At 42.0% G+C, this 22,027-nt stretch carries 20 protein-coding genes; 13 read left to right on the top strand and 7 right to left on the bottom strand.

Features of this window, described 5'->3' with window-relative positions; translation table 11 throughout:
• The first annotated feature begins 37 nt into the window (after positions 1 to 37).
• From BM008_RS04595 to BM008_RS04585, 3 genes are read left to right on the top strand one after another with little or no spacing between them, the layout of a single operon-like run.
• Entirely contained in the window at positions 38 to 772 is a 735-nt protein-coding gene (locus tag BM008_RS04595) for a hypothetical protein (protein ID WP_091933734.1), read from the top strand.
• Positions 773 to 787: 15 nt separating this feature from the next.
• Positions 788 to 2,068 carry a radical SAM/SPASM domain-containing protein gene (locus BM008_RS04590; protein ID WP_245747876.1) on the top strand — a complete coding sequence of 427 codons (1,281 nt, stop codon included), beginning with the start codon at positions 788 to 790 and terminating at the stop codon, positions 2,066 to 2,068.
• Positions 2,046 to 2,819 carry an alpha/beta fold hydrolase gene (locus BM008_RS04585; protein WP_091933730.1) on the top strand — a complete coding sequence of 258 codons (774 nt, stop codon included), beginning with the start codon at positions 2,046 to 2,048 and terminating at the stop codon, positions 2,817 to 2,819. The genes BM008_RS04590 and BM008_RS04585 overlap by 23 nt, the downstream gene beginning before the upstream one ends.
• A 54-nt stretch (positions 2,820 to 2,873) precedes the next feature.
• Here the strand turns inward: BM008_RS04585 and BM008_RS04580 are convergent, their stop codons facing one another.
• A complete protein-coding gene (locus BM008_RS04580) occupies positions 2,874 to 3,167 on the bottom strand; it encodes a hypothetical protein (RefSeq protein ID WP_091933728.1) in 294 nt (97 codons plus the stop codon).
• Between the two features lie 155 nt (positions 3,168 to 3,322).
• Here BM008_RS04580 and BM008_RS04575 point away from each other — a divergent pair, with 155 nt between their 5' ends.
• Positions 3,323 to 3,709 (top strand): hypothetical protein, encoded by a 387-nt coding sequence (locus tag BM008_RS04575; RefSeq protein ID WP_091933726.1) that lies wholly within the window; start codon positions 3,323 to 3,325, stop codon positions 3,707 to 3,709.
• Here the strand turns inward: BM008_RS04575 and BM008_RS04570 are convergent.
• The 3 genes from BM008_RS04570 to BM008_RS04560 form a co-directional block, all read right to left on the bottom strand.
• A complete protein-coding gene (locus BM008_RS04570; RefSeq protein WP_091933724.1) occupies positions 3,691 to 5,535 on the bottom strand; it encodes a DUF4365 domain-containing protein in 1,845 nt (614 codons plus the stop codon). The two genes, BM008_RS04575 and BM008_RS04570, sit on opposite strands and share 19 nt — an antisense overlap.
• A 164-nt stretch (positions 5,536 to 5,699) precedes the next feature.
• A complete protein-coding gene (gene ppsA, locus BM008_RS04565) occupies positions 5,700 to 8,108 on the bottom strand; it encodes a phosphoenolpyruvate synthase (protein ID WP_091934255.1) in 2,409 nt (802 codons plus the stop codon).
• 122 nt (positions 8,109 to 8,230) lie between these two features.
• A complete protein-coding gene (locus tag BM008_RS04560) occupies positions 8,231 to 8,410 on the bottom strand; it encodes a ferredoxin (RefSeq protein ID WP_342707559.1) in 180 nt (59 codons plus the stop codon).
• A 237-nt stretch (positions 8,411 to 8,647) separates the two neighbouring features.
• Here BM008_RS04560 and fen point away from each other — a divergent pair, with 237 nt between their 5' ends.
• The gene (gene fen / locus BM008_RS04555) at positions 8,648 to 9,679 is read left to right on the top strand and encodes a flap endonuclease-1 (RefSeq protein ID WP_091933718.1); all 1,032 of its coding nucleotides are present in this window, start codon (positions 8,648 to 8,650) and stop codon (positions 9,677 to 9,679) included.
• Positions 9,680 to 10,048: 369 nt separating this feature from the next.
• Positions 10,049 to 10,831 carry a helix-turn-helix transcriptional regulator gene (locus BM008_RS04550; RefSeq protein WP_091933716.1) on the top strand — a complete coding sequence of 261 codons (783 nt, stop codon included), beginning with the start codon at positions 10,049 to 10,051 and terminating at the stop codon, positions 10,829 to 10,831.
• 146 nt (positions 10,832 to 10,977) lie between these two features.
• Here BM008_RS04550 and BM008_RS04545 read toward each other — a convergent pair whose 3' ends face one another.
• Positions 10,978 to 11,811 (bottom strand): TrmB family transcriptional regulator, encoded by an 834-nt coding sequence (locus BM008_RS04545; RefSeq protein WP_091933714.1) that lies wholly within the window; start codon positions 11,809 to 11,811, stop codon positions 10,978 to 10,980.
• A 187-nt stretch (positions 11,812 to 11,998) separates the two neighbouring features.
• Here BM008_RS04545 and BM008_RS04540 point away from each other — a divergent pair, with 187 nt between their 5' ends.
• Complete coding sequence (locus BM008_RS04540) at positions 11,999 to 12,745, top strand: class I SAM-dependent methyltransferase (protein ID WP_091934252.1); 747 nt, start codon at positions 11,999 to 12,001, stop codon at positions 12,743 to 12,745.
• Between the two features lie 70 nt (positions 12,746 to 12,815).
• Here BM008_RS04540 and BM008_RS04535 read toward each other — a convergent pair whose 3' ends face one another.
• Positions 12,816 to 13,070, bottom strand: a complete 255-nt coding sequence (locus BM008_RS04535; protein ID WP_091933712.1) for a DUF504 domain-containing protein — start codon at positions 13,068 to 13,070, stop codon at positions 12,816 to 12,818.
• Between the two features lie 339 nt (positions 13,071 to 13,409).
• Here BM008_RS04535 and BM008_RS04530 point away from each other — a divergent pair, with 339 nt between their 5' ends.
• The 6 genes from BM008_RS04530 (at position 13,410) to BM008_RS04505 (ending at position 19,440) form a co-directional block, all read left to right on the top strand.
• Positions 13,410 to 13,985, top strand: coding sequence for a hypothetical protein (locus BM008_RS04530; RefSeq protein ID WP_091933710.1), 576 nt, complete (start codon positions 13,410 to 13,412; stop codon positions 13,983 to 13,985).
• 359 nt (positions 13,986 to 14,344) lie between these two features.
• The gene (locus BM008_RS04525; protein ID WP_177187964.1) at positions 14,345 to 15,457 is read left to right on the top strand and encodes a uroporphyrinogen decarboxylase family protein; all 1,113 of its coding nucleotides are present in this window, start codon (positions 14,345 to 14,347) and stop codon (positions 15,455 to 15,457) included.
• Positions 15,458 to 15,503: 46 nt separating this feature from the next.
• Complete coding sequence (locus tag BM008_RS04520; RefSeq protein ID WP_091933708.1) at positions 15,504 to 15,962, top strand: DUF7479 domain-containing protein; 459 nt, start codon at positions 15,504 to 15,506, stop codon at positions 15,960 to 15,962.
• A 57-nt stretch (positions 15,963 to 16,019) separates the two neighbouring features.
• On the top strand, positions 16,020 to 17,477 hold the full coding sequence (locus BM008_RS04515; RefSeq protein ID WP_091933706.1) for a radical SAM protein: 1,458 nt from the start codon (positions 16,020 to 16,022) through the stop codon (positions 17,475 to 17,477).
• A gap of 98 nt (positions 17,478 to 17,575) precedes the next feature.
• On the top strand, positions 17,576 to 18,715 hold the full coding sequence (locus tag BM008_RS04510) for a phenylacetate--CoA ligase family protein (protein ID WP_091933704.1): 1,140 nt from the start codon (positions 17,576 to 17,578) through the stop codon (positions 18,713 to 18,715).
• 11 nt (positions 18,716 to 18,726) lie between these two features.
• Positions 18,727 to 19,440 carry an MIP/aquaporin family protein gene (locus BM008_RS04505; protein WP_091933702.1) on the top strand — a complete coding sequence of 238 codons (714 nt, stop codon included), beginning with the start codon at positions 18,727 to 18,729 and terminating at the stop codon, positions 19,438 to 19,440.
• A 440-nt stretch (positions 19,441 to 19,880) separates the two neighbouring features.
• On the opposite strand, the gene BM008_RS04500 is transcribed toward BM008_RS04505, so the two are convergent.
• Complete coding sequence (locus BM008_RS04500; RefSeq protein ID WP_091933700.1) at positions 19,881 to 21,812, bottom strand: hydantoinase/oxoprolinase N-terminal domain-containing protein; 1,932 nt, start codon at positions 21,810 to 21,812, stop codon at positions 19,881 to 19,883.
• Positions 21,813 to 22,027: the final 215 nt, after the last annotated feature.

Raw genomic sequence — 22,027 nt, 5'->3', positions numbered from 1 at the left:
TGGTTGTATTAATGATCTTAAAAATGGATGTGGTGCAATGAGCAGTGAAAAAGGAAATCTGAAGTATGTACTCTTAGCGGCAGCTGTAGTGATATTAGGAAGTGTATTCTGGGTCTATGCCAGTTTCTCGATACTGGGACCCAAGGATCTCGGGGTCGAATATACCCATGAGGACTATCTGAGCGCTCTGGAGAAGACCGGTATGCAGATAGAGTTCGAAGGCATGACCGGTGAAGAGCTGGAAGAATACAAACAGAATGCAGAAAAGAAATCTATCAATGATTACAATTTCGAGTTCTCTGATTATGAAAGAAAGGAGTTCACTTTGACCGCAGCAGAATCAACGGCTCTGCTGAATGAGATCGCACCTGGATTCTGGTGGTTCGATGACCTTCAGGTAAAGGTTTTGCCTGATGGTACTATGGAAGGATCCAGCACTGCAGATATCGGGAGGCTTAAGACCGACCTTTATTCAGATGTTGCAGATGATGTCCCGCTTCCTCTTCCTGACAAATTGAACATCTACAGCAAAGGACGTATCAGTGTTACCAATAACCAGTTGAGCGGTGATCCGGAATCATTCTATCTTGGCCCTGTTTCTCTGCCTGAGAAGTATATGGAAGAAGAAAGTGTGGATGTAATGGAAGAATACTTCCCGAGGATCTATACTGTTGTTCCGGGGCTTGAGATCACAAGTCTTGACTCCAATGAGAATGGCGAGTTCGTCTTTGATGGTGTCATTCCACAAAAGGTCTCTGTAACCAAGAAATAAGGCAGAGGTTAGGATTTGAAATATCTAATGGTAAATGGGGAAAAAAAGGAGATACCCCCATTTCCACACCATAAGGCTTACGTCTACAGGAGTAAGCAGTTCTTCTCAGCGAAGGGTATTGCCACTCATCTTACGATGGGAGAGTTCATAACCTTAAAAGAGCTCTACAATGGTTTCAAACACAAGTGCTCTATTCCAAGGGTCCTGCTCATCGACCCGACCAGCGATTGCAATCTCAGATGCAAGGGCTGCTGGTCACAGGACTATGAGAGCGGACATAACATCTCCTATGAGAAGTTCGATGACATATTGACTCAGGCTGAAGAACTAGGTATTCTGGATTGCCTGATGACAGGTGGTGAACCACTTCTCAGGAAAGATGATATCCTGAAGTTGTGCAGGAAACATGACCGTATGACATTCGGTGCGTTCACCAATGCCACTCTTATCGATGAGGAATTTGCTGACGAGATGGTTAAAGTTGGTAATCTGAATGTCTTTATCAGTATCGAGGGAACAAAGGAAGAGACCGACTTCAGAAGAGGGGAAGGTGTCTACGATAGAGCGATAAGGGCCATGGATATCCTGAGGTCCAGAGATATCGGCTTCTCTTTCTCTGCGTGCTATCATTCTAAGAACTACAGGACCATCGCCAGTGATGAGTTCCTTGATAAGATGCGTGAGAAGGGTGCATGGTTCGGGTGGATGTTCCAGTATATTCCGGTGGGTAGTGATGCCGATACGTCTCTTGTGTGTACTGCTCAACAGAGGGCGTATGTGCAGGAGAAGATAAGGGATTACTGCGACAGGCATGATTATGTGATAGTGGATTTCTGGAACAACGGCCATCTCTGTTTCGGTTGTCTTGGTGCAGGTACTGGCTTTGCCCACATCAATGCCAAGGGTGATGTTGAGCCGTGTGCTTTCTGTCATTATTCAGATTCCAATATACACGATGTCTCACTTGCTGATGCACTGAGATCGAAGTTCTTCACCACTTTCAGGGCTGCTCAGCCGTTCTCAGAGAATCCGCTGAGGCCATGTCCATTGATAGATAACCCGCAGGCTATTGTTGATGTTGTAAGGGAAGGTGGTGCCAGATCGACCCATCTGTCCAATCCTGAATCTCCTGAACATCTTGCAGAGAAAAGCTATGAGCGTGCCCTGGAATGGGAAGCATTATCAGAGGAACTTTTCGAGAAGATGCCGGAGCATAACCGGAAGAACTTCCCTGTGTTCTTAAAGTACCTTGCTTTCAAGAAAGGAATGACCGATGGCAGAAGGAAAAAGGTTTAGTGCTGAGGTTCACCTTAAGGACGGTTCTAATGACTGGATAGTGTTCGTGCATGGTTTTGGAGGCAGTGCAAGGACGTGGAAGAACCAGACCGAGTTCTTCTCAAAGCACTATAACCTGCTTGTTCTGGAGATGCACAAAGAGAAGGTCCACGGGGAACTGGAGCTGGATAAGGTTTGCAGGCTCATAGCTGGCACGCTGGAACACCACAATATCGAAAAGGCTCATTTCATGGGCTTTTCCTTCAGTTCACTGATATGCCTGCGCTTTGCTGTGCTCTATCCTGAAAAGGTCAGCTCGCTGATCCTTGGAGGCGGGATAATCAAGTTCAACCTGAGGACGAAGTTCCTGCTTTACCTTGCTATCACGTTCAAGAGATGGATCAATTACATGATCCTGTACAGGTTCTTCGCCTACATCATACTTCCAAGGAGCAATCACAAGAGATCGCGTTCTATCTTCGTGACCGAAGCGAAGAAGTTAGGCTATGATGAGTTCTGCAGATGGGTGGATCTCATCCCTCAAACAAATGACAGCCTCACATGGCTGGATGAACTTGATGATGATATCCAGGTACTTTATGTCTCAGGTGATGAGGACCATCTCTTCCTGAAGGATACTTTGAGATACAGTAAGAGGATAAGCAATTCTCGTGTTGAGATAATCGATAATTGCGGGCATGTCTGCTCGATCGAGCAATATGACAAGTTCAATGATATCGTTCTAAGGTATCTGAGATCTGTATTTGCTTGATAATAAAAAACAAAAAGTAGAAAGAATAAAGGATTAATCGTTCAAATGAACGACCTACTCGATATCTACTTCCAGTCCACCTATGAAGCCGGTTATCACATTGAATACCACTGCTATTATCAGACCACTGATGAATCCCATTATTCCGTAGAAGATCGGCAGGGTTATTATCGAACCGACACCGAACATAAGTCCACTGGCAAATCCCATTTCTCCCATCATTGAACCCATGGCAATGGAGAAAAGACTCATCATAGCTCCTATTATGAGTCCGAGTATTCCGTAAACTGCACCAAGTATCTTCCCGAGAGAGAAGACTCCAACCTTGTTAATGTATTGTGTTGTCATATACGATTCCCTTAAATTGTACATTATTAAATGTTGGGATAATATATAAAAATAAGTAATAAAGTAAATGTGTATTTGATCAATGGTAATATCCGGTCAATTCTGATATTTGTCCTTCCAGATCATTGTTTCTTTTAGTTTGCTCTGGAATAATTGTGGGTAGGAGTCAGAAACAGGAATACAGGAAGCCATTAAGTGATGTATTTCTTGATTACTTAGACCATCCTGAAGCCATGTTTGAAGGGGATATTGGAATTCTACAAAGGAGATATTTGAAGCTCACAGGATGTGTATATATTGGCAAGGAGGCAAACAAGGTTGAAATGGAAGAACTGGAAAGCAATAAAGTTGAAACATATCTTGATATCAATAAGTTTCATGAATGGGTGCTTTCTCTAAAACCTAAAGATGTACTGCCAATGGGGATTGAGGATAGGAGTACACTGAAGTGGATTAAGGATGAAATTGAGCAGGGGAAGAAGCTCAATTATGAACATGGTGCGGTGAAGGTGTTGGTTCAGAATTATATTTGCAACAATTGATCGGAATTAAAATCCACTCGGTCTAATTTTGCACTTAATAAATCATAGATATAATTATGCATTGGAAGTGGGTCAAAAAGATATTTACTAACCCCTTTTGACAATGTCATCAATTTATATTTTTGTCCATCAAGAATTAAGTTGTCTCGCTTTTTCTGAACGTCACTTAAAGACTTAAAAGGATTTTGATCTTGATTTTTCAAAAATACATCAATACGTTGCTCATGGACTTCTTTATTTTGGAGGTAATATGTAGTAATAATAGGTCTTTGTTCAGGATTTTCTTTGTTATCAATTACAAAAATAATTCGATTAAAATTTTTAAAAAAAGACATTTCCTCTTTTAAGAGAGGAAAATGTTTTTCTATCACAAAATTATAAACTTCAACTGATTGTTTATATATTATTTCTGCATTTCTTTGAATGTCTTCTAATGAATAAGCATGCCAAATATTATTTTGTACTTGTTGTAATCTAGAAAAATCAGGTGGCACATAGACTCTATTTATTGTTTTTCTCCTAGAATTCTTAATAAAATCAAACAAATTGTTCATCATATTTGAAGAGAAAAACGTGCTTTTAAGGTAAATATCAAAAATAGAGCGATCCTTATTTTCAAGCCTTGTTTTTACATTTGCAATTATAAGCTTTAAGTCATTTTCAGCTATTTTACTTGTTAATAAATCAATATTAATTATGGGGTTAAGGCTTAAATTGTGGTTTACTTTTTTTGCAGTTTCTTCGATAAAAATAGGAAAATAAACGAAAAAAGCATAATCAAGTTCGTCAATATCATATTTATTTTTAATCTTCAAACCTAAATACTCATTATTTCTATCAATGAAAGAAAATAGCAATTCCTCAGCTAAAAGCAAATTTTGTATATTTAGTGCTTTTTTTTCCAACACTTCTTTAGCTTGTTTTTTTGCCAATTCAGTGGCATATTCTTTTGGTCTAGTTTGAATTGGGTTTTCACTATAGAAAATTGTTGTTGTGTATCCAAACTCACTTTTATCCAATTGATTCGTTAGTTTACTTGAGAATTCCCTTATTTGCAAGTCATTACTACTCATATTAATTGGGTATAAAATATACGCAATCGAATCCTTTTCATAACCACTATAAGCAAGTCCTAGCTTCCAACAATTAGGGTAAAGTATTTTTTTAATATTATTCAGATATGTATCAAAATGAAAGTTCAAATTATCTAAAAAAATATGAATTTTTTGAAATTCATCTCTTTCCGAATTTAAAAGTGGCTCTGAGTTATGGATAAGCAAATCATGATCTTCTTTTAGTTGTTGAAGTTCTTCCTTTAAGGGTTCATACGAACTTATTCTAATTTTGTAATTTGCAATGATTTCTTTCCATTCTTGGATATAACCACTTTCTCCTTTTCGAATATATTTTTCAGGTAAAATTTTAACAGTTTTTGTTTTGGCGTTTTTGCTAATCGATAATTCTTTAAAAAGATTATTGCATAGCTTCCAATAAGCAATATTGTTTTGAATGTCAACCAAGATAAGAAAAACAGGAAGAACACTTTCTTCGCAGTATTTCAAAAATTCTACTTTGCATTGATATTTTGGATTTTCTAAATTATTATCTGATAATTTCTTCACTTGTATTTCCAATTTTCCAATTGGAATTTGGTCAATATCCACAATTTCGAAATATCCATCGATATTAGGTACTTTATCTCTTTTATTCAAATCTGTCTTCACAAAATTTTGGTCAAGTATATACTCCAAAACTGTAATAGCATTGTTTTCCAAAGTATCGTTATATGGATATTTTGCAGGTTTACAAGTGATAGTTTCATCCATTTAAGAAAAAAATGAGTCTCAAACATTTAAAATATTTCCCTACCCTACAATGATAATCTATGATGTGCTGAATGTTTTAAATAATCGTTGCCATAATTTGAGTTGTATATATCCCCTTAATCAAAAAAGAGGGATTAAATTTGAATTTTTAATCCATAATAAATTCACTCCCCCATCCCCTTCTCAACCTCCAGCACCTTAACTGCTATCTTCATCACAGAATCAGGGTTCAGCGAGATCGAATCTATTCCCTCCTTCACAAGGAACTCAGCAAACTCCGGGTAATCGCTTGGAGCCTGACCGCAGAGACCGCTGTGTTTGTTGTTCCTTTTGGCACCCTGAACTGCCATTGAAACTAGTTTCTTCACGGCTTCGTCGCGTTCGTCGAAGGTGGATGCAAGGATCTCGGAATCACGGTCAACGCCGAGGGTCAGTTGTGTGAGGTCGTTGGAGCCGATGGAGAAGCCGTCAAAGTACTTGCTGAACTCGTCTATGAGCAGGACATTGCTTGGGATCTCGGTCATCATGTAGACCTTGAGGTCGTTCTCTCCCCTGACAAGACCGTTCTTCTTCATCTCTTCGAGAACCTTTTTGGCTTCATCGATGCGACGGCAGAACGGGATCATCAGTATGAGATTGGTCAGTCCCATCTCATCTCTCACTTTTTTCATGGCCTTGCACTCAAGGGCGAAGCCTTCCCTGTAGCGCTCATCGTAGTAACGTGAAGCACCTCTGAAACCTATCATGGGGTTGCTTTCCTCGAACTCGAAATACTCTCCGCCTATGAGGCTGGCATACTCATTCGATTTAAAATCGCTCATACGGACAACAACAGGCTTCGGGTGGAATGCTGCTGTTATCGTTGCAACACCCTGAGCCAGTTTCTCAACGAAGAAATCAGCCTTGTTCTCGTATCTGCCGGTGAGTTTGTCGATCTCTTCCAAAACTTCCTCATCCTCAACCTTCTCGGGATGCACAAGTGCCATTGGATGGACCTTGATGTAGCTTGTGATAATGAACTCCAGTCTTGCAAGTCCTATACCATCATTCGGTATCATGGACATGGCAAACGCTTCCTCGGGATTACCCAGGTTCATCATTATCTCGGTCTTTGTCTTCTCAAGTCCTTTCAGGTCAACGGTCTCTATATGGAAAGGAAGGATACCTTCATACACCCTGCCTGCATCCCCTTCTGCACAGCTTACCGTCACATCCATCTCATCTCTCAATTTTTCCGTGGCATCCCCTGCACCTACAACAGCAGGAATACCAAGCTCACGGCTCACGATAGCTGCATGACATGTCCTTCCACCTTTGTTGGTAATGATAGCCGCAGCCTTCTTCATCACAGGTTCCCAGTCCGGAGTTGTGGTATCGGCAACCAGTATCTCACCGGCATTGAAGTCGGAAAGCATGGACACATCAGGGATCACATGTACCTTCCCTGCAGCTATCTTTGCACCAACACTCCTTCCCGTGACAATTACATCTGAGGTACCATCGAGATAATATGTCTCCAGCACATCCTTCCTCTTCTGTGATTGCACCGTTTCCGGTCGTGCCTGGACTATGAACAGCTCACCGGTCTCTCCATCCTTTGCCCATTCAATATCCATAGGCATGCACTTCCCCTTCTTTCCTGAGTAGTGTTCCTCGATGGTAATGGCGAACCCTGCCAGTGCCAGCGCTTCATCATCGGTGATACAATACAGCTTCCTTTCAGCCTCCGGAACATCCACATTACGTGTCAGTACACGGGAATCTCCACGACCGTATATCATCTTGATCTCTTTACTGCCGCGTTTCTTCTTGATAATAGGTCTGTATCCGTCTCCCAGCGTGGGTTTGAATACATAGAACTCGTCCGGGTTCACAAGTCCCTGTACGACGTTCTCACCAAGTCCGTAGGCTCCGGTAATGAAGACAACGTTCTCAAATCCCGTTTCCGTATCAAGGGTAAAGATCACACCGCTGGATGCAAGGTCCGAGCGAACCATCTTCATAACACCAATGGACAGGCCTACTGAAAAGTGGTCGAACCCGTTGTTCACCCTGTATGATATCGCCCTGTCCGTGAAAAGTGATGCAAAACACCTGTTGCAGGCGTCTTTAAGTGAATGGTAGCCGTGAATATTAAGGTAGGTCTCCTGCTGTCCTGCAAATGATGCATTGGGCAGGTCCTCTGCAGTGGCCGAACTGCGTACAGCTACATCAACGTCTTCCCCGTATTGCTCACAGAGTTTATCGTATGCCTCTTTGATCTCATCCCACAGGTCATCGGGGATACCGGCATCAAGTACCAGATTCCTTGCTTTCTTCCCTCTGCTGGCAAGGTCGGTGACATCATCGATATCAAGTCCTTCAAGTGTCTGTTTTAGCTCATCGAGCACCCCGGCATCTTCTAACACATGCCAGTACGCATCCGCAGTGATCGCAAAACCATTCGGTATCTTGATATCTTTATTTGTCAGTTCCCTGTACATCTCACCAAGGGATGCGTTCTTTCCACCAACGGATGGAATATCATCAATGCTAATTTCCTCGAACCAGCGAACATATTTGTTGCCTGTCATCATCACCCGCTCCACGTAAAAAATTCTTTATTTGTAATAGCATTGTTTTTGAAGGCTATTATTGTTTGTGGAAGAGTAAGGTCAGGAATGCTAAAAAGTTCAGAGAATATGACACTTATCTTTCATCCATCATTGCCAATAGCAGAAGCAGGACAGGAACTAAGTGCCTCTTCACAGTTCCTGATCTCACTATCAGTTTCCGGCTGTTTGTAAACATATGAGTTCATATTGCTCTCGTTCATTTTGAAATGGTCAGGTGCTCTGTCATTGCATAGCTGGCATGAGATGCAACTGTCATCCACGTAATATGGCCCGGGTACATTTTCCGGTACTTTCTTTTCTTTGTCTGCTATTTACACTCCCCCTTTAATTGGTACTTTTAAGTATCAATTATTATTTGAAGAACATAATAGATAAAATATTAAGTCCGGGAACTAAATTTGTACAACTGTAAAATTCAGGATGGTTGAACCAGTGTATTATTAAACGACTTTCTCCTTTATGCAGGCAAACAGGACAATATCGAAAAGGAGCATACCATGGGCACACAGATAGGAACATTACTCACAAAGAACCCGATAAGCTATGAGGAACTCTCAGGTAAAGTGATAGCAATAGATGCGTACAATACGATCTATCAGTTCCTAAGTGCCATTCGCCAGCGTGACGGTTCACTTCTCACTGATCCTTCAGGCAATCCTGTATCTCATCTCACAGGTCTGTTCTCAAGGACAAGCAAGCTCAGAGAATCCAATATCAAACCAGTTTTTATCTTTGATGGAAAACCACCTGAGATGAAAAAAGAGACCCTTGAAAAGCGTAAGGAATGCAAGGAGAATGCAGTCCTCAATTACGAGATCGCTAAAGATGAAGGCAACCTTGAGGACATGAAAAAATATGCACAGGGAACTTCCAGGATAACTCCGGATATTCTGGATACTTCAAAGAGGCTACTTGAGCTCATGGGCATCCCGTGGATACAGGCAGAATCCGAAGCCGAAGCACAGGCTGCTTTTATGGTGTCTCGGGGAGATGCAGACCTTGTTGGTTCACAGGATTATGATGTTTTCCTTTTTGGTGCTGAGGATGTTGTCCGCAATCTTGGAAGCACTGGAAAGAGAAAGGTTCCCGGTCAGAATAAGTATGTGGCAAAGACTCCGGAACATATATCACTTTCATCCAGTCTCGAGGAACTTGATCTGAGCAGGGAACAGCTTATTGATCTTGCTATCTGCATCGGTACGGATTTCAATGAGGGGATGCACCGTGTGGGTGCTAAGACAGCTCTCAAGCTCATCAGAAAGCATGGTAATATCAATACCGTGATCAGTGAAGAGAGCAAGGATATCCGTGCATGTGCATCTGTTGAGGAGATCAGGGATTTCTTCATGGACCCACCTGTGACCACAGACTATGCTTCTAAGCTTAAATGGAGCAAACCACGGTCAGATAGATTGTTCGATTTCCTTGTAACTGAAAGGGGATTCTCGGAGAAACAGGTTCTAAAGAATACTCAGACACTTGAGGAGAGGGCTGCTTCTGAGTGTCAGTCATGTCTTGGTGACTGGTGAGGAAGGCTAACCTGATAGTTTGAAAAGGTGGTTCCTTATTGGTAAGTATTTATACTTATCTATTTTATTTTGTTTCTCTTTTGCACATTTATCTACATAGTCATAATAATATCGACTATTATTAAGAAATAGAACAAGTCCTGCCTTTTTTGAGTAAACCTTTTAAGCTTACGCACGAAGCATCAAAGTGGATACTCATATCTAGGTTCGATAAATGAATTTGGAAGGCTGGTGTTAACGGTGTTAACAAAAGCTTATTATTTATTCAGTGTAATAGCGTCACAAAATAATGTGTAACTGTAGGTTCACCAGTATAAACAAGCACAAAATTTTATACTAGCAGTACAAAATAATAATAGGAAAGTTATCATGAAGGCCGAATTGATAAGTACGGTGTTTCTGTCAGAGAAGAGAAAGCAAACTCTTTTGATGTTAATGGATGGACCAGCTACCGTTGACGAGATAAAAGAGTCTCTCACAGGGACAACCAGTGCGATAATGGCCCAGGTTAAGATCCTCTTTGAACAGGGACTTATAGAACAAAAAGAGGATGAATACAGGCTCACTTCCATTGGAAAGCTGATAATGAAGAAGATCAGACCTCTCATCGAGACACTGAATGTGGTGGAGGCGAACAAGGATTTCTGGGACAGCAGGAACCTTGATCCAATACCTGAGTTCCTTCTTGACAGGATAGGTGACCTTGGAGATATACTGATCCATGAGCCTGACCTCAACCACCTTTTCGAGCCACCAAAGGAGTTACTTACCAGCCTTCATGAGACAAAGAATGTGTGTACATTTTACTCATATTTCTGTCCCACATGTCCTAACAACTACTCAGAACTGGCAAGAAAAGAGGTCAATTACAATCTCATCCTGACCCGTCCGGTATATGAAAGGCTGCGGGATGAATACAAGGAACAGCATGATGCCATGATGAACTCGAAGAACTCCCACATGTACATCTGCGACGACGAATCCATGAAACTGGGTGCTCTCTCCGTAACCGATGACCTGATGCTCATAGCTTTCTTCAACAAGGATGGTTTCTTCGATCACAAGAAGGTCATAAGCTTCGAGGAAAGTGCCCGCAACTGGGGACAGGATCTCTTCCAGTATTACAAGGAGAGGTCTGAGAGGGTAAAGTAGGGTTTTGTTTTTTAGAAACTAGATCTTTGCTAATCCTGCCTGTCTCATTATTAGATAAGGAATTATAGATAACTTGTAAAAAAGGGGGATCTTAAGAGATCATATGACTAGCAGGCATCAATAAGAAGCTCATAACATGGATCAGTTTATGTGATATCGAATCGCTTTCCCTTGGTCCAGAGGTCGTCGAATTTAGTCTTGAAACGCTTTGTATATGCCTCATCATGAATTTGCGTCATACCGAGACTGGTACCCGTATCTATCTGATCTTCAATATCAAGGAATAGGGTCTTTGAATCAAAGATCACGAAATCATGCTTTGTTTCCAGAATTCTGATCTCCATGAATTTCTGAAGATCACTTTTGACTGATTCATCTTCTATTGAAGTAACAAGTTCTTTTATTGAAGGTAACAGTTGAGAGTGGGAATCCAGGATCTTAACATGAATGCCACGCTGTGCCAAATTTAAGTAAGCCTTGCTGAATACCGGCATTGAGTCATCATATTGTTCTGATACTCCTGGCTTATACTTACTGGGAGTAACAACACATATTTCATGCTCGATCCCCTCAAAAAATGAATTAATTGTCTCTTGTAGTTCATCATCATGGAACTTATCGGGCCAGAATGTTGTTTCAACATGCTTTGGAGAATCGTCTTTGGAAAGTTGCAGTTCAATTTCAGCAAATGCTTCCCTGAGTAGTTTGAGCTCATTGAGTGCTTCTTCTTCTCTCCTTTTGTACATAACTTCAAAAGCAATTTTAGGCTCAACAGTCCTGAATTTTCGTGGCCTTGAAGGTTTGATCTCCACAAGACCATACTTGTTCAGGTCGCTCAAAACCTCATAGATCTTACCAATAGGAACTCGTGATAACTGTGATAATTTACTTGCTTCCAGCTCTCCTTTTTTCAAAAGTGTCCAGTAAACGGTTCTTTCATATTTGTTTAAACCGATATTTGCAAGTAACTTTTCATCCATCTTTTCACTACTTTTTAGTTTATCGTAAAGTAAAATTGTTATCTATTCTGAGAAGTATTAAGAATCACTGCTTGAACATATAAATTTGTAATTATCAATGTAACTATCAATGTAATTGTCAAAAAGTCATAATGAATTTGTTGCATATTTATACCAGGCAAAATAAATGATGAATATAGGTGCAAAAATGGGATCAGCAATTTTTGAGATATTTGATGGTTTACCCAGACAGGGTCCGGGTAGTAACGAATGTACTGAAAAAGCATTCAATATGCTTTCTTCTCTTCCTGCAGGTGTTAAGATCCTTGATATTGGATGTGGTGTCGGTATGCAGACAATACACCTTGCCAGTATCTGCAAGGACTGTCATATCACTGCAACTGACATTTACCAGCCTTTTCTGGATAAACTGATGGAAAATGCAGCTAAAGAAGGAGTTGATGACAGGATAAGCACAGTTTGTGCTTCCATGGATGACCTGCCTTTTGAAGCAGGAGAATTCGACGTGATCTGGGCAGAAGGCTCCATCTTTATCCTTGGTTTTGAAAAGGGGATAAGCTACTGGAAACAGTTCTTAAAAGATGGTGGCTATATGGCAGTGACAGAGAACACATGGTTCAAGGATGAACCTTCTCCAGAAGTTGTTGAATTCTGGCAGGAAATATATCCTGGTATAATGAACATACCTGACACTGAAAAAGTTATCACGGCAGTAGGATATGATGTCATTGATCACTTTAAATTGCCAGTTTCTGTCTGGTACGAGTTCTATGACAACCTGGAAAAAAGAGTTGATGAGATCAGTGATAACTATAAAGGGAACACTGAGGCAGAAATGATACTTGAGTTTAACAGAAAAGAGATAGAACTATTCAGAAAAATCCCGGATGAATATGGTTATGCGTTCTACATTTTTCAGAAGAACAAGCTCTAATAGCGCATATGTGGAGTGACTTGCTCATGAAAAGCAGGTCATATCCGAATACTGATCCCTCATGCTCTGGTTAAGGTTTTACGTAGATAGTTTCCCCTTTGTACCTGATCTTAAGTATTCTGTGATATGGGATCATAGTATCTGGAACTAGTGTGAAAAATGAATGCCCAATATCTACAATATTATCGCCAGAGATCCTTTTTGTATTTCCGGGTGCGCCTCTGTGGATATACTCTATATTGCATTCGTTTATGTCAAGACCATCTTTCCATTTCAACTCATTGAGTATATCCCTTGGATGTTTCGATCTTATTGCAGTGCTCATGGAATAACTTCCAGAAGGCTTGATGTGTATATTTGGGATCGTTCATACAGACCCAGTGGTCTTTGAATTTGTTTTTTTCTCCCCAATATCAGTTTGAGTGATCCTTGATAAATAGTTATTGAAGATGATCCTGATCAGAATAAGAAATGATCGAACTTTTATTGATCTGCTATTAAATAGAGATCATACTGCAGATCTATCTAGTTACACTAGTGGATAAGTCAACTGATTCAAAACATATTTCATTTATTTTAGTACTCGCAAACAGATCCATAACAATTTAGAAAAATTTATATCTATGTATATGTTACTTCCCACGTTAATTTGGATGGTGGTCAGATGGAAAAAAATGTCCCTATAAAACCAGGTGCTTCTAAAAAGGATAATATGATCAAGGATCTGATCATTGTGGGAGTAGTACTCTTTGCTGGTGTAATGTTGGTAAATACTTTGGAAGACCTTGATGATTCATCGATATATGAATTTCTACGAATCAGGTTCGATCTGACCGGAAGTCAGGAAGGGATTTCTGAAACAGAACACATAATTTATCCTTCTGAAGCCCCTGATGATATTTGTCTTGATTCTAAAAGAACTGTTTATCCATCCACTGGAGAAGGTTCTGCTACCTGGTTCTATTATGGAAATTGTGGTGGCTGGAAAATATATGATGTAGTTCCCGGATCAGCAGTTAAACTTCAGGCCAGAGGAGATGAATGTTCAACCTGTCCATCATGCACTCTTGGAGATATCAATTACTACATATATGACTATTATGATGATCAGTGGAATGAGATGGAGTTTATAGACGGACCTGACAACCATTGTGGTGAATACATTGAATATTATATACCAACTGGCGACAGAATAAAGATCGTTGCTGAAAGTGGTTTCTATTTGACCGTTTATCAGTAGATATTAGAAGGGCAGAATTTGTCAATGATCGATCACTGTCAATATCCATGCCCTTGATAATATCAAAGGTTCTTTTTTTCTTCTTATCAAAGTCTTCCTGCATGGTATCGTTCTAAAATATGGTATTCGTTATGATCACTATTTGATCCTGGAATATAGTATTGATAATAATTCATGCGTTGATTAATTACTTGAAGTTATTATATATAACTCCAGCTTGCTATTTCTCTTTAGTCAGTAATTGCGGATCTCGGTCTGTATTACCGACCACACATAGTTAATCATTAAATAGGCGGCAAAGGGCGGTAATTCTGATTTCCGTGATCTGCCGACCATATAAGAACATGGGTGATCAAATCATGCCAGCAAAAGATTACGCACCAATAGATCAAAATTGGCTAGAAGAAGCAGGAAGTTTGTGGACAACACCTTGGGTTGACAAGCCATCTGACAGGGTCATTGTAGATCCGATCATATTGTCCCATGCTGCAAGCCTGTTCAGAAAAAATGCAGGATATTTCTATCAGAATCCTGACGAAGCGATACGAATGGTATGCCATGCATGTGAACTCTACGATGTCACTCCTGTTGGCCACTATCTGTATGCAGACTACTGGGGACAGGACTATGGAGCCGAAATAAAGGTCCAGACCAACTCTCCACCAGGTATCACAAAGCGTCCTATCAAGACCGCTGAAGATGTGGACAACTTCGAGGTCCTTGATGTTGATGAACTGACCAAGGGTCCGACCCTCACAACACACTACAAGGCTCTTGATACCTGTAAAGAAGAATTCCCTCACATGTTCGCTCCTATCACACAGTTAGGCGGAACAATGGAAGTAGCAACCAACTGGGCTGCTATTGAGGACGTCTTCATGTGGATGATCACAGAACCTGAACTCGTTGACAAGCTCTGTGTAAAGGCAGGAGACCACATGGTGAACGCATGTAAGGCAACATCCGAAAGGTACGGTGCCAACGTAATGATCACAGGATCCGTTATCGCCAGTGGTGATCTCATGGACACAGAACAGATCAAGAGGTTCGGTTTCCAGCCAGTCTCACGTGCTGTCAGAAAGGTCCTGAACTCAGGAGCAGGTCCGGGTATCTACTACCACCTCTGTGGAAACCATACCGATGACTTCGAGATGTGGAAGAACGCTCCAATGAGTCCATTTACCATCGTACAGATCGGATATGACGGACAGAACATCTTCCCAACATCCAAGCTCGTAGAACACTTCGGTGACAGATGTACATGTTTTGGAACAGTGGACACAAAGCTCATTGATCGTGGAACTCCTGCACAGGTATACGAACAGGCCAAGGAACAGGTAACTGCAGGAAAGGACAGTCCAAGAGGATTCATTCTTGGAACTGCATGTGAATGTCCGACCAACGCACCACCTGTAAATGTCCATGCACTGGTAAAGGCTGCAAAAGACCACGGAAAGTATGAGAAGTTCTGAGGATGAGGATCGCAGCAAATAAGGAAAATTTAAGGAGTGTTTCAAAATGGATATTAAGATAACTGAAGAACTTGACAACACACTGAAGGATAACGGTTTCAAAAAGGAAGAGATCCAGGAGCTCATTGCAAATGCAGAGGCCAGTGGTACAAAGCTCAAGGCCAGAGATGGCAACGTAACAATTGCAAAGGGTGGATCGGACAACCTCACAGTCTATGCGGTCTACTCACCTGATGAACTCTTAGACGTGTACGCCCACAAGATGAACATTCTCGGTCTCACAGGCGGAGAGCTCAATGAGATCGACTATGATGATGCAAGCGAATGGGCATGTGCAAAATGTGGCGAGATCGCACTGGAAAGGAATGTGGACATGACATACATGGGCGTTACAAGACCGGGACCAGGACTTGTATGTCCAAAGTGTGATGAATTCTACGTATCCGATGGTGTGGCAAAGACACTGAAGACCGCAGAAGCGATCCTGGAAGAGAAGAGAGCTTAAATTGTAACCCAAGTCTCAGGATCCCTGAGATAAATACCACCTTTGAGAGGGATAAAAATGGAACCGATCGAAAAAGTACAGAGTCTGTGTCCGGAATGTCTTGCTAAGATCGAAGGCACAAAATATGTCGAAGATGGCAAGGTCTACATAATGAAGAACTGTGCCGAACATGGCAACTTCATAACCCTTGTCTCTGAAGATATAGACCATTATCGTCAGATGGATGAATGCTTCGATGTTGACAGATCAAAGGCCAGAGCGCCTTTAACGGATACACAAAGAGGCTGTCCTTACGATTGCGGTCTGTGTCCCTCTCACAAACAGGATACCTGCCTGGCAGTGGTCGAGATCACTGACAGGTGTAATATGAAATGTACATATTGTTTTGCAAATTCATCAATGGATGAGAGCCTTGATCCTGATATGGATACCATCAGGCTGATGTTCGAGACGGTAAAGAAATGCCAGAATGAACCCACATGTATCCAGATCTCCGGCGGGGAACCGACCCTGAGGAACGACCTCCCGGAGATCATCAGAATGGGAAAGGAAATAGGTATCAGCCACATCGAGCTGAACACCAATGGTGTCAGGATCTCAAATGACCAGGAGTACTTTGACAAGATCGCTGCTGCAGGTATCGATGCAGTCTATCTTGGATTTGACGGCGTATCGGATGAGGTCTACATGCAGAGGACCGGAAGGAAGATGCTTGATGTTAAGACAGAGGTCATTAACAGGTGCGAAAAGGCCGGTATCGGTGTTGTGCTCGTACCACTGGTAGCCAAGGGCTACAATCTTCATGAGGTCGGCAAGATAATAGATTTCGCAGCAAGAAGAGTTCCTGCTGTAAGGGGTGTTCACTTCCAGCCAGTGTTCCATTCAGGAAGATCACCATCTGACATGACGGACAAGGTAACTATACTGGAACTATTGAGGGAGATCGAAAAGCAAACAGAAGGACAGCTCAAGGTCAGCAATTTTACACCTTCACTGATGCCACATGCACATTGTGGAGCCACATGTCTCACACTTATCGACAACGGCGGCTTCCTGCCACTTACAAACGTTTCCATGGGAGCTGTAAAGTCTGCATCTGACGTGGCAAGTAAGACCAAGAAGTCCATCATGGGCAGATGGAAAGGTCTTGAGAAGGACCCAAAGCCAGCATCTTCATGTGGTGATCTGCTGATAAAGGGTTCCTGCTGTGAAAAGCCTCTCAGTGAACTGACCGTGAAGGGGTCCTGTTGTGAGAAACCACTTATAGATGTCCTTTCAAAGAACCCGGGTTCCGGTAAGGATAAGACCGGTGGCTGGGCAGATTTCATTGAGATGAGCAAGAACAATTACCTCACAATTTCAACCATGGCATTCCAGGATGTATGGTCATATGAGCAGGACCGTGTTGAGAACTGCTGTATACATGTTGTCACACGTGACGGCAGATTCATCCCCTTCTGTAACTATAATATGACCGATTGCAATGGCAACTTCCTCTACAGGGATGCTGCCTGATATATCATATTCCTTCGTTTTATTTTTTCTTTTTATTATCCTTATTATTTTCATCAGGGAACGGGACAGTATGTCCAGAAGATACAGGAGGCAGAAAAATGAGTCTTTGCACAAAGATAAACACGTCTGTTCGTATGAGTGTGGCAAAAAGGAAGCTCGATTCCAGAAAGATAAACATCCAGCAAGGCAACCCGCTTGAACAGTGGGGTCTTACAAAGATAAGAAGCGATATCAAGAACAACAGGGTAATGAGCAATTACTTTGGCAGCGAAGAACCTGACAGGGAATCAATCAAAGAGTACAAGCTCTTCAAGTTCAGAGAACTTCTGGCATATGTACTGGATAATAGTCCCTATTACCAGGACCTCTATGCAAATGCAGGCATCGCTATCTCTGATATCAGGAGCTATGAAGATATCGAAAAACTGCCACTCACAGAACAGGTGGACCTTGCGAACAAACCTTATCACTTCCTTTGTGTTCCAAGAAAGGACATTATCCGTGAGTTCACAAGTTCCGGTACCACTAACATGCTCAAAAGGATGGCATATACCCAGGATGAACTACTGGAGATAGTTGATTCTGTTATATCCGGTCTGAAAATGGCAGGTATGGATTCAAAGGATGACGTGTTGCAGATAATGTATCCGACTATAACGGCAACATGGGATCCCGGACTTGTTCTCAGCAAAGCATGTGCTCTTGGAGGTTTCAATTCAGTTATCGAGGATTCTCTTGATGCAGAACAGCAGATAAAGACCATGAGGGAATCTGGTACTACCTTCATAATAGGGACATCGTCTTTCCTCTATGATCTTTCAAGACAGGCACGTGGGCTCATCGAACCTGGAGAACTTGGTATCAAGAGGATGATCTGCTCATCCGAACCTTTGACAGAGGAAATGAGGGAAGAGATCGAGAGTGTCTGGGGCTGTAAGACCCTCAGGCAGTGGGGAATGACAGAGCTAGGTCTGGCAAATGCCATTGAGTGTGATCACCAGAACGGCTTCCACCTGAACAATCCTGATTTCCTTGTTGAGATCATTGATCCTGAAACGGGGAAGGTATTGCCTGAAGGTGAGAAAGGGGAGCTTGTTGTCACAACCCTGAGGAGAAAGTGTATGCCTCTTATCCGTTACAGGACCCGTGATATCACTTCCATTATCGATGAACCATGTCAGTGTGGTTCCTGTGTGGATCAGAGGATAAGCGACATAGAAAGATGGACCGGTAATTGAGGTAATAGAACATGTCTGTTCCATTCCGGAAATATGTGGCCGAGTTCGTGGGAACATTCGCACTGGTCTTCATAGCTGCCGGTTCCAATGCTATCGACCACATATCACATGGCTCTCTGGGTCTTACCGGCATGGCTGTTACCACTGGTGTAACTGTTATGGTGATGATCTATGCTATCGGACACATCTCGGGTGCTCATATCAATCCTGCTGTTACGATAGCTATGGCAGTGACAGGAAAGATGGGTGCCAGGAATTGTTTTGGATATATAGTATCACAGGTATCAGGAGCATGTGCTGCAAGCTTTGTTCTTATGGAACTCTTTCCTTCAGCAGTGAGCAGTGTGAACCTTGGAGCAACAAGTCTTAGAACCGATATCTCTCCTGGAACAGGTCTGATGATCGAAGCGATCCTCACTTTTTTACTGGTATTCACGATCTTTGGTGTTGCAGTTGACAGCAGGTCTCCACCGGGTATGGCAGGTTTTGCTATTGGTTCATTTGTACTTCTTGCTATCCTTGTAGGAGGACCGGTGACCGGTGCATCAATGAATCCTGCAAGATCCTTCGGTCCGGCTCTTATTTCAGGTTACTGGACAGATCATCTGGTCTACTGGATCGGTCCGATAATTGGTGGTATCGTCGCAGCATTGCTGTATGACAATGTGTTCATTGAGAAGAATGTTCTCGGAGAGAATGGGGATACTATAGGACAAGGACTGTGATCTTTGTCCGGATAATGTTTTCAACAACCGTATATTTAAAATACTATTATACACTTCTAAACGTGGGTTAGATATAATTCTTTTTGGGAATTGTCTAAAGGTTGGATGTTGTTAATGAGGTATAAAATGACATCACAAAAGCACCACGTTTTTCTCGCATCATCAGAATGCATGTTACATTCACTTGCTGATCGTGAAACCTATTTTCAAACTTTGGTAATGAAGCATCCTGAATTTGGAGTTTCATCGATATTATGAACGATCAGACTTGTCTGTTGTTAAAGGGCTTAGTTGTCCTTTTTGCTCTCTATGTCACTTTAGGGGTCTTGCTTGCATTTTGTTCCAGACTTCTTTTCTAGATCATGGTGGTCTGGTATTGAGCCGATTATGGATCATTTAATATTAAATAAGTAAAAAAAGTAAAAAACAAATGATGTGATTCACATCATGAATTTCTTCGGGTAACCAATGCCTGTTATCTGGATCACTGTCTCAACAGGGTCATGTTTCCAGTCTTCGGGAGAAAAGGTCTTTTTTGTCGCTTTGATCTCAACAAAATCCCTGCTGACACCACATTCGCTCATATAGTCAAGAACAAGTTTTCTCCCATGCTCATTTGCATGATCAACTGTTTCACGATATCCTTTAAATGAGGCTCTGCCAACCGGAGAGAACATAAAGTATCCCTCATCAGGGTCATCGATCGACATTGGTCTTATTATTATCTCGATCCTCTTGATACCTTTTCCAAAGAGGGCACCGGCAGCATTGCCAACCTCTGCATGTTCAGGAATGATAATGTCCGCATCGATAACTTCGCTCATGATGTCCTGATAGGCAGATACAGGCCCACCAAGAAGGACCACGGGGACATCTATTTTGAAGCGGGACTTGAACTGTCCGTCAACTATTTTCCTGATACCGGACCTCTCAATACCAGGAAGTAAAAAGGACATCAGGTCAAAGGCCATGTTCTTTGCAACAATGTCTTTCACCTTTTTACTGAATTCAACAGCATCGAGCTTGTTGAGCTTTCCCAGTTTTTCAGCTCCTATTTCTGAAGCCCTGGCATCCCATAGTGCATACTCACCCAGTACATGAAGTGCATCAGTTGGCGTAAAACCAACCGGCTGTATAAGTCTTTTCTGTATAAGAGAATCAATTACAATGGAAGATGGATATCTTCTTGAGATAACAGCTATCTCATCAAGGCTCATTGGTTCATCACCAATTGCAGAAAGAACCTCAGTTTCTGCATCTTCAAGACCTTTAGGCTCAAAACCCGATCGCATGAAGAACTTGGTAGGCTGTATGTTCCTGTCCAGTACACTTCTTTTTGGAACAGGTGTTCTTTTTAATTTCTCTATGAATCCGGGGAACTTCGAGGAAGCAAGACACAGAGGGATCACCCTTCTTGGACCTACATTTATTTTCTTCGATCTGGTCCATACATGACTATCTCCTCCCATTGCGGATGTTTCCATCCTTGTTGCACGGACCCTTGTCTTCCAGCCACCTACAACAGCACCGGTATTCGATAGTTCAGGGATACCATCGGTTATGGCTGAAACATCGGTGCTGGTCCCACCGACATCCACAACTGCACATGTATCAAGACCAGAAAGGAATGAGGCACCTACAAGACTTGCAGCAGGACCTGAGAATATGGTTTCTACGGGTTTGTCCAGAGCGTCCTTCAGACCAACTACCGTTCCGTCACATTTCAGCATCAATAATCTGGCATTGATGTCTTTTCTCTTGATCTCGTCAATGACAGAAAGGATGAATTTGTGAGATATCGGAAGCAACTGAGCATTCAAAGCAGCGGTGACCGCTCTCTCATATGCACCAAGATCCTGTGATAGCTCATGACCGCATACTACAGGCAGTCCTGTAAGTTCATGGATAACATCTGTTATGACAAGTTCATGTTCAGGATTCCTGATACTGAAGAAGGAAGATACTGCAAAAGCAGCTACATCATCCTTTACCTTTTCAGCGAACTTCCTGACAGCTTCAAGGTCTGGTCTCTCGATCTCTTCGCCATTGAATCCATGTCCGCCTGCAATCTCAAGAACGTGTTTTGCAGGAAAATCACCTTTTACCGGATGGTCGCCTGCAAGGATAAGAGCTACCGGACTTCCGGTGCCTTCAAGCACGGTATTTGTTGCAAGGGTGGTGGAAACCGATACCAGAGTGATATCTTTCAGATAATCGGACCCTATACCCTCGATCGCATTCCTGATACCTGTTACAAGGTCAGGATATGTTGTAAGTGCTTTACTCGAATCAACCACTGAGCCATCTGAATCCCTTACAAGGATGGCATCCGTGTACGTTCCTCCTGCATCGATCCCTAGACTGAATTGCATGATATATAGCTCCTTTTTAAGAATTTCAAAGTAGCCTGACCTGCCATATTTTAATTCCCCCGTTCGCTTCTACTCAGGCAGTACAGGCAAAGATATAGTATTGATAAGAAGTGGATCTGTAGTATCTTTTATCCTTTCTATAACAAGTTCTTTTCCCTTTTTGGTCAGAATGAAATATGGAGCAGCACAAGATCCTATGCTACCCACACAATGGC

It is taken from the genome of Methanolobus profundi (genome assembly GCF_900114835.1).
Taxonomy (GTDB): domain Archaea; phylum Halobacteriota; class Methanosarcinia; order Methanosarcinales; family Methanosarcinaceae; genus Methanolobus; species Methanolobus profundi.
The sequence above is the reverse complement of the archived record's forward strand: the minus strand, read 5'-3'. Positions and strand labels throughout refer to the sequence as shown.